At 72.4% G+C, this 8,077-nt stretch carries 4 protein-coding genes; 1 reads left to right on the top strand and 3 read right to left on the bottom strand.

What is annotated here, in order from left to right; all coding sequences use genetic code 11:
- Nucleotides 1-161: 161 nt before the first annotated feature.
- The 3 genes from ABT137_RS49440 to ABT137_RS49430 are packed head-to-tail and all read right to left on the bottom strand — an operon-like array spanning nt 162 to nt 6,600.
- The gene (locus ABT137_RS49440) at nt 162-4,688 is read right to left on the bottom strand and encodes an FtsK/SpoIIIE domain-containing protein (RefSeq protein ID WP_351720297.1); all 4,527 of its coding nucleotides are present in this window, start codon (nt 4,686-4,688) and stop codon (nt 162-164) included.
- A gap of 17 nt (nt 4,689-4,705) precedes the next feature.
- Nucleotides 4,706-6,022: a hypothetical protein gene (locus ABT137_RS49435; RefSeq protein WP_351720294.1), complete on the bottom strand. Its 1,317-nt coding sequence runs from the start codon at nt 6,020-6,022 to the stop codon at nt 4,706-4,708.
- Nucleotides 6,019-6,600: a sigma-70 family RNA polymerase sigma factor gene (locus ABT137_RS49430; RefSeq protein ID WP_351720291.1), complete on the bottom strand. Its 582-nt coding sequence runs from the start codon at nt 6,598-6,600 to the stop codon at nt 6,019-6,021. The genes ABT137_RS49435 and ABT137_RS49430 overlap by 4 nt, the downstream gene beginning before the upstream one ends.
- Before the next feature lie 376 nt (nt 6,601-6,976).
- Between ABT137_RS49430 and ABT137_RS49425 the strand changes: the two genes are divergently transcribed.
- A complete protein-coding gene (locus tag ABT137_RS49425) occupies nt 6,977-7,888 on the top strand; it encodes a ricin-type beta-trefoil lectin domain protein (protein ID WP_351720289.1) in 912 nt (303 codons plus the stop codon).
- Nucleotides 7,889-8,077 lie beyond the last annotated feature (189 nt).

The raw sequence follows: 8,077 nt of genomic DNA, 5'->3' as shown, positions 1-8,077 counted from the left end.
TTCCATAATTTATTCTTTCCGCCATGTTAATGCAAAATCCCTCTTTCTTTACTCTTGACACAAATCATTATATTACATTTATGTATGGAGATATATCCGGGCCCGCCCCTTCCCCCTGTCGGCGCCCTTGCGCACGGCGCCGAGAGGGAACGCCCGACGCCTCAGTCCGCCTTGAGCGTGGTCAGCGGAACCTGCACCGCCATCAACGTGGAACCCGGTCCCGCCATCCAGCCGCGGCCTGCGTGGACATCCCCGCGCAGCACGCTCGTGGTCAGGCGCACGCCGATCAGGTCGCCCTCGGCCATGGCCTTCGGACCGATCAGCAGGCCGCGGCGGGCGCGGCGGGCACTGATCGTCCAGCTGCCCAGGCCGCCCTGCATACTGTCCGCGGAAGCGGCGTAAACCAGGCCGAGGCCCCGGTCGCGCCCGGAGACCACGATCTCCTTGAGGACCCGGTCCGCGGCCGGGGTGATCAGCAGGTCCGCGTCGTCGACCACCACCACCCGCGGCCCGGACAGCGCGTCCAGCGCCGCCTGCAGCTCCTCCGCCGACGGGTCGCCGGTCAGCACCCGTGCCGTGCGATGTCGGGCGAGCGCACGCAGCGGCGACTCCCGGGGGGTGAGGACGACCAGGGAGGTGCCGCCCGCCAGCAGCGACACCGCGAGCGAGGCGAGGGCATTGCTGCGCCCGGACCCGGCCGGGCCGAGCACACCGAAGACCGACGAGGAGCCGGCGAGGTCCACGCCGACCGGCTCGACCTCGTCGCCGCCGACGCCGACCAGGCCCCACAGCGGACGCCGCAGCCCGGCGGCCACCTGGTCGTACACCTCGGGGAACTCCACGGACCGGGGCAGCGTGGGGATCTGGAACGGCCGACGGCTCTGCGGTACGCGGGTGTCCCGTTTGCGGGCGGTGTCGCCGATGGCGCGCAGCGCCTCCGCCTGCTCGGTGCCGCCGCCCCGGGCGAGCAGCGCCACCTGGGTCTCGGTGCCGCTCAGGACGTGCCAGCCGCGGCCCGGCGGGATGTCCGAGGGGATCTTGCCGGGCATCAGGCCGACGGCCTGGTAGTCGCTGCGGTCGCCCTGACGCAGCAGCAGCTTGTGGTCGTTGTGCGCCGCCATGCGGCCGCCCAGCAGCACGCGTTCGGAGGTGGCGACAAGGTGGAGGCCGGCCGCCGCTCCCTCGCGCACCAGCCGAACGGCCTCCTGCGCCAACACGCCGTGGTCGTGTTCGTCCAGGATGGCCGACAGCGCGTCCCAGCCGTCGACGAGCAGCAGGATGTGGGCGGGACGCTCGTCCTCGGGGAGCAGGCGGCGCAGTTCCGCGATGCCGGTCGCGTCGTGCTGCTGGGCCAGCTCCTGACGTCTTGTCAGTTCCTTGTTGAGTCGACGCAGCAGGCGGCCGAGGCGTTCGGTGTCGTGCCGGGAGACCACACCACCGCAGTGGGGCAGCGAGGAGATGGCGTAGAGACCGCCGCCGCCCGCGTCGATGCCGTACAGGTGCACGTCCGCGCAGCTCAGCCCGCGCGCCGCGGAGCCGGCCAGCGTGCGCAGCACCTGGGTGCGGCCGGAACGCGGCGCACCGATGACGTACAGATGCCCGAACGAGGCGAGATCTGCGACGGCGACCCGGCGCTGCTGCAGCGCCGGCAGGTCCTCCATCGCGTAGGGGATGAGCAGCCGTCCCTCGCGCGACGAACCGAGCGCGTCCAGGTCCTCCAGGAGCAGCGCGTCCGGGAGCGCCGGCAGCCACGGGCTGCTCTCGGGGGTGAAGTCCTCCAGCGTGTCCGCCGCGGTCCGGATCTCGTCGACGAGCACCTGCAGGTCGGTGGGTGCCGGGGTGCGCGGGGCGGACGCGATGTCGACGGTCTCGGCGGGCAGGCCGGCGGCGCGCCCCAGGCCTTCCCAGGACAGCTGAGCCGCACGGACCGTCCGGCGCGGCCTGTCCGACTCGGCGGCGCGCTCGCCGTCCTCCTTCGACCGGGGGCGCTCGGCGCCGACCCAGGCGGTCTGGAACGGCTCGGCCGACCGCGGGCCGCGCCGGATCAGGGCGCGTCCCGGGGTGGCCGCCGAGATGTTCGCGGCATCCCGGGTGTCGATGATGTCCTGGCTCTCCATCTCGTCCGTGACCCGCAGCGCGATCCGCAGGTTGGTGTTGGCCCGGATGTCACCGGTCACCACGCCCGCCGGCCGCTGGGTGGCCAGGATCAGGTGGATGCCCAGCGAACGGCCCCGCTGGGCGATGCTGATGAGGCCGGGGACGAACTCCGGCACCTCGCGGACCAGGGTGGCGAACTCGTCGATCACCAGCAGCAGCCGCGGCAGCGGCTTGAGACCGGGGTCGGCGGCACGCTTGGCGTGGTATTCGGGGTGGTCCTTGGCGTCGGCCGCGGCGAGCACGTGCTCGCGACGCCGCAGCTCGGCGCCGAGCGACTCCAGGGCCCGCTCCACCAGGTGGGCATCGAGGTCGGTGACCATGCCCAGGGTGTGCGGGAGGTGCGCGCACTCCTTGAAGGCGCTGCCACCCTTGTAGTCGACGAGGACGAAGGTCAGCTCGTCGGGCCGGTTGGCGGCGGCGAGCGAGACGACGAAGGTCTGCAGCAGCTCGGACTTCCCGGAACCGGTGGTACCGGCGACCAGCCCGTGCGGGCCGTCCTTGACCAGGTCCAGGGGGAACGCCCCGTCGAAGCCGGAGCCGATCACGAAGGACGTGGCGGCGGGCCGTACCCGCCAACCGTCCACGATGGCGACCGCGTTCGGCGGCTCCTGGTCCAGCAGGTCGAGCAGGCGCACCTGCTGGGGGAGTCCGGCGTCGTGCTCGGGGCTGACGTCACGCACCGGGGCCAGGGCCCGGGCCACCTGCTCGCACCACTGCGGCGTGACCTGGTCGGCGCGGACGGCCTCGACGTCGGGGGCACCGGGACGGCGTACGGTCAGCCGGCCCCCGTCGGCGACCACCACGCCGGTGCTCTCCTCGGGCAGCAGCCGCGCATGCTCGTCCAGACAGACGCTGAAGACCCGCACCCCGGGGCCGTCGGCGAGCACCTGCACCATGCCCGGCACGTCGCGCAGCCGGCGGGCGCCGTCGGCGATCACCAGCACGTCGGGCTCGCTGAAGACGGCCCCGTTGCGGTTCGAGGAGGCCGCGCGCCTGCGTGCCTGGATCTGCGAGACCAGCTCGCCGACCCGGGCACCGGTGGACTCCGCGTCGTTGCCGACCAGCACAACGGGTCCGGCCGCACCGGGGGGACGCAGATGCGGCAGCCACCGCAACCAGGCCCAGTCGGCGGCCCGTTCGGGCTCGGTGAGGACGACGATCCGCAGGTCCCGGGGGCTGTGCAGGACGGCGGCCTGCACCACCAGCCAGCGGGTGACCGGCTGCACCTGCGCGGCCGGACCGGCGAGGCCCACCACACCGTGCGCAGGAATGTCGACACCGATCGGCGTGTCGGGGATGTTCCACCGGATCGACGCGTGGTGCGCGTCGCGGGAGGGGTCCTCCAGTTCCCGCACCGACGGCTGGTCGGCGGTGCCCAGGCGGAGGACCAGGTGGTCCGGGTCGTGGCGGCGCCGCTCCCACAGCCGGTCGCCGGGACCGGTGGCGATGAGGGCGACCGCGGCCGGGTCGGGACCGGTGACGTCCCGCACCCGGCGCTCGCGGGCGATGCCCTCGCGGAGATCGGCCTCGACCGCCGCCTTGCGCCGCGCGTACTGGCGCGTCGCCTCCTCGTAGTCCTTGCGGGCGGAACGGCGGCCGGTCGCCCAGTTCGACAGCATCATCGTCGGGCTGAGCAGGACGATGGCCAGGTAGTAGTACGAATGCGAGTAGCTGACCATGAAGAGGCCCAGGACGACCGGCGCCACCATCATCAGGGCCGGGAACGAGCGTTTGCCGGGCGGCGCCGGTTGCATGGGCAGCTTGATCCGCTCCGCGTCCAGGTGCGGGGCGAGGCGCGGCGGCCGGTTGTAGTCGACGCCGTACCCGTCGGCCGAGGGCGTGACCGCGGCGTCCGGCTCGACGAGAACGCTCAGCCGCAGCAGCAGCGCCCCGACCGTCAGGTCCTCGCCGGCCGGCCACGGCACCGTCCGCCCGGGGGTGTCCGTGCGCTCGGTCTCCCGGCGCACCGGGCGCGGCCGCCGCAGCGCGGTCATCGCGTCGTCCGGCGGCGGGGCCGCGAGCCGTGCCCGTACGGTCTCGCCGGGCTCTTCCTCGGTGCGGTGCCAGGAGGCACTGCCGTCCGCGGCGACCGTCACCCACAGACCGCGGGCGGGGGCGTCCTGGGCGGCATCGACCTGTATCGCGCACCGCGGGCCGGAACCGATCTCGTGGCTGCCGGGGCCGAGCCGCCAGGTGCGCCCGGCGCCGGGTCCCGACACCACGTGCACCTCGACGAGGTCCAACTCGTCGTCGCCGGCCAGGCGTACCAGGTCGCCGGCCGGGGCGGGGGCGCCGAGGCCGATCAGCGCTCCCTCCCGCACGCCTGTCCCGGCGACCGGTGCGGCGGGGTTGAGGAGAGTGCCGTTCAGGTACAGCGAGCGGGCGGCGGGGGCGGCGGCGGTCGCCCACTCCAGCCCGTGTCCGTCGTCCGGTTCCTCGCGATGTTCCAGAGCGGCGCCGAGTTCCCCGACGGTGGCATCGGCGGGCAACCGCAGTCGGTGATCGCGGCGGACTCCGTCCGAGCTGTCCACGGTGGTGATGGTGAGGTTCACAGTGTCCCGTCGGTGCGTCGGTGCGTCGGGGAAGCGGCCGAGACGCCGGCGATGCCGGAGGCCGTGGGCTCGGAGAGGTCGGTGAGATCGTCGGCGGTGGAGCCGACAAGTCCGGCACGGCTGCCGGACTCTCCGGAGGCGTGTTCGGTGAGATCGCCGTGGTCGTCGTCGGTACGTCCGGTCGGCGCCCTCCGGGCGGCCGGGCCGCCCGTCCGGACCGCGGCGGACCCGGACCCGGCCCCGAACGTGACGTCCGATTCGAGCAGGTCGTCGTCGGACGCCCCGCCACCGGCGCTCGGGGGGACGACATGCGTGACGGGCGTGGCCGGAAGCGGCGGTTCCCGGTCCGGACCGCCGGACACCGGGAGGGGCGGCAGAGTGTGCACCACCTTCACCACCGCTCGGGACAGCGGCATGGCGTCGATCCGCTCGATCGGGATGGCACCGTGCACGGTGAGCATCCCGTCGGCGTCGGCGGCCAGCAGCCGCGCCCGGCCCTGGGCGGGCCCGAGGGTCAACTGCCGTACGCCGTCGGGGAACGGCCGGTCGACCGGATCCGCCAGCACCGCGAAACCGATGCCGGGCAAGTCCGCCATCTCGGCCGCGGGCACGCCCTCGTACCGGGGATGGACGCCGGCGGAGACCGCGACCGTGCCCGCCGGGAGGCGGGCCTCCAACTGGGCGGCGAGCGCCTGCAGGACCGTACGGGCAGGCTGCGGGGCACCGTACACGGAGACCGCGGGCGGCCCGGTGTGCAGGTCGAGAAGGACCGCATGGCGCCCGTCGGTACCCACGCAGACCAGCAGCGGAGCGACGGTCGTCGGCACGGGCCGTCCGGGCTCGCCGTCCACATCCGCCGCGCCGGACAGGTCGAACACGTCAGAGCGGGCGATCCACCACAGCAGCGGGTCGGTGGGGTCCGCGGCCCAGGGCTCCGGCGGGACGGGCGCCAGGGAACCGTCGGCCGTGCGCGCGGCCATCAGTACCCCGAGAAGGTCGGGACCGGCGAGCACCCCGTACGGGCGGGCCGCCGGATCCACGGCCGAGGCCATGGCCACGGACCGCTCGGCATCGGCCCACAGGCCCGGATCCCGGAGGAGTCTGACGAGCAGCCGCAGCCGGCTCCGGTACCGGACCTCTGTACGCACCGGCTGGGCGAACGCCCGCACGGTCAGCCGCATTTCGTTCCGCACGCGCCGCCGCAGCACCCGCCAGCCGCCCGCGCGCCTGACCAGCCAGTGGGTCACCGCCGCCACGAGGACGACCGCGCCGGCAAGCCCGAACCAGGCGGTCAGCCCGGCTTCGCCCGTCATGCCGCGATCCTTCCGGAAGTGCCGGTACCGGCACCGGTCCGACGGCCGAAGCCGCGTGTGTCCAGTTCGTCGCGGAGCGCCCGTATACCGTGGTGGGTTCGGGACTTCACCGTGCCCCGCGGCACTCCGAGACTCCGGGCGAGTTCCTCTCCGGTCTCACCGAGAAGGTGGACCCGGGCGACCGCCTCACGGTGCCGAGACGACAGGGTCCGCAGTGCGGCGACCAGCGTGCAGCGGTCACTGACCCGGTCCGCGTGGTCCGGAACGGACACGGTGGTCGCGGCGGCGAAGTCCTCTGCCGTGACACCTACCGGGAAGGTCCGGCTCCTGCGGAAGCGGTCGGCCACGAGGTTGTGGGCGACACGGAACAGCCACATGCGTATCGGGCGTTCGTGCCACTGCAGGTAGGGCGCGAGCTGCCAGGCGCGCAGCAGGGTCTCCTGGACCACGTCCTCTGCACCGTACGGGTCGCTCTTCATGAGTCCCGAGACATAGCGGCGGAGGCTTTCTATCTCGGCGACGAGGAGTGCGACCGTCTCCTCCCGCTCGTCCGTGCGGTCATGGTCGACTAGGCTCACTGTCTCCCCAGCGTTCGAGATTCCTTGCAGCACAGCGGCAGCCAAAAGTCTTTGCAATGCGAAATCATCCTTATCGCCGACTCCGCCGCCTAGTCCGCGGATCATACGGCAGTGTGTAAGCGAGTCGAACTATCGGCTCGATGATAAGCATGACCGGAATTCGATATGGTGTCCGTGCCCCGCTGCTCCGGCAATCGCAGTCGGGGCTCCCTGCTGCATTGAGCCCCCCATGAGCAACTTCCGGTGAATTTCTCTGCAACTTCGAGGAGGCGGCGTGCCGTCCGATCCCACTCCCGGATCTCCCGGGTCGTCCACCAACCCGAGCGGTGGTCGCGCGGCGAGGTTCACCGCGCAATTCGTCCGCCGACCTGCCCTGATGCGACGTGGGGTGCTGCCCGGCAGGCGGGTGTGGGCCACCACCGCCGGGGCGGGGGCGCTGGTGGTGGTCGGCGTCCTGGTCGTACCCCTGCTGGGACGAATAGACCTGTTCTCCGGATCGCCGTCGACCTCCGTGCGTTCAGCCGCCGCGGACAGCTCCGACACGGCCGTCTCTGCCGACGGCAGCCTCGCCCCCTCCTCGCAGGCGGGCCGCCCGACCGACTCGGGCAGTCCCCGGTCCGGCACCGCCGCGGCGGGAGGGACGGGCGGTTCCGGCGGCGCCGGCCTGTCGGTCGTCGGTGGCGGTGCGGCTGGTCAGCAGTCCGGTTCCGGCGTCGCTGACCTGCCCGTTTCCGGAGGTGGCACGTCGGGACAGCAGTCCGGATCCGGTGCGCAGAACCAACAGGGCAGTACCACGAACAGCGGCTCGTCCTCCTCCACCTCCACCACCAACTCGTCCTCCTCCACCACCTCCGACACGACAACGTCGGCCACGTCCACGGGCAGCACCACCTCGGCTTCCGGCGTGCGCCTGCTCGGCAGCGGGTCGCACCGCTGTATCGACGTGACCAACAAGACGGCCAAGGACGGCACCCCGCTGCAGATCTGGACCTGCAACGGCCTGGCCAACCAGAAGTGGCTGTTCGCCTCCGACGGCACGGTGCGCTCGTTGGGGCTGTGCATGGACGTGGCCGGGGGCTCCACCCAGAACGGCGCCGTCATCCAGCTGGCCACTTGCCATACCAAGTACAACGGCGCGCAACAGTTTGTCCTCAGCTCCGTGGGCGACCTGGTGAACACGCAGGCCCACAAGTGCGTGGACGTCGTGAACCAGGGCACCAGCGCCGGGACCCGGCTGCAACTGTGGACCTGCAACGGCAAGCCCAACCAGAAGTGGCACAAGGCCTGAATCCCGCACAGCCCCTGCCATGCGCCCGGCAGCAGGAGGGTCGCACACCCGCGGGGTGAGCCGCCGGTGCCGGACTCTCCTGTACTCAAGGCGCCCATTCCAAGCCACCACAGCCCCGTCAGCGTGACGGGGCTGTGGCGCTCGTCAGGCTGATCTTTGGGAGTGGACAACCCTGACGACGGAACAGCT

Source organism: Streptomyces sp. NPDC001980, assembly GCF_040296885.1.
GTDB lineage: Bacteria > Actinomycetota > Actinomycetes > Streptomycetales > Streptomycetaceae > Streptomyces.
This window is presented reverse-complemented; position numbering and strand designations above follow the sequence as displayed.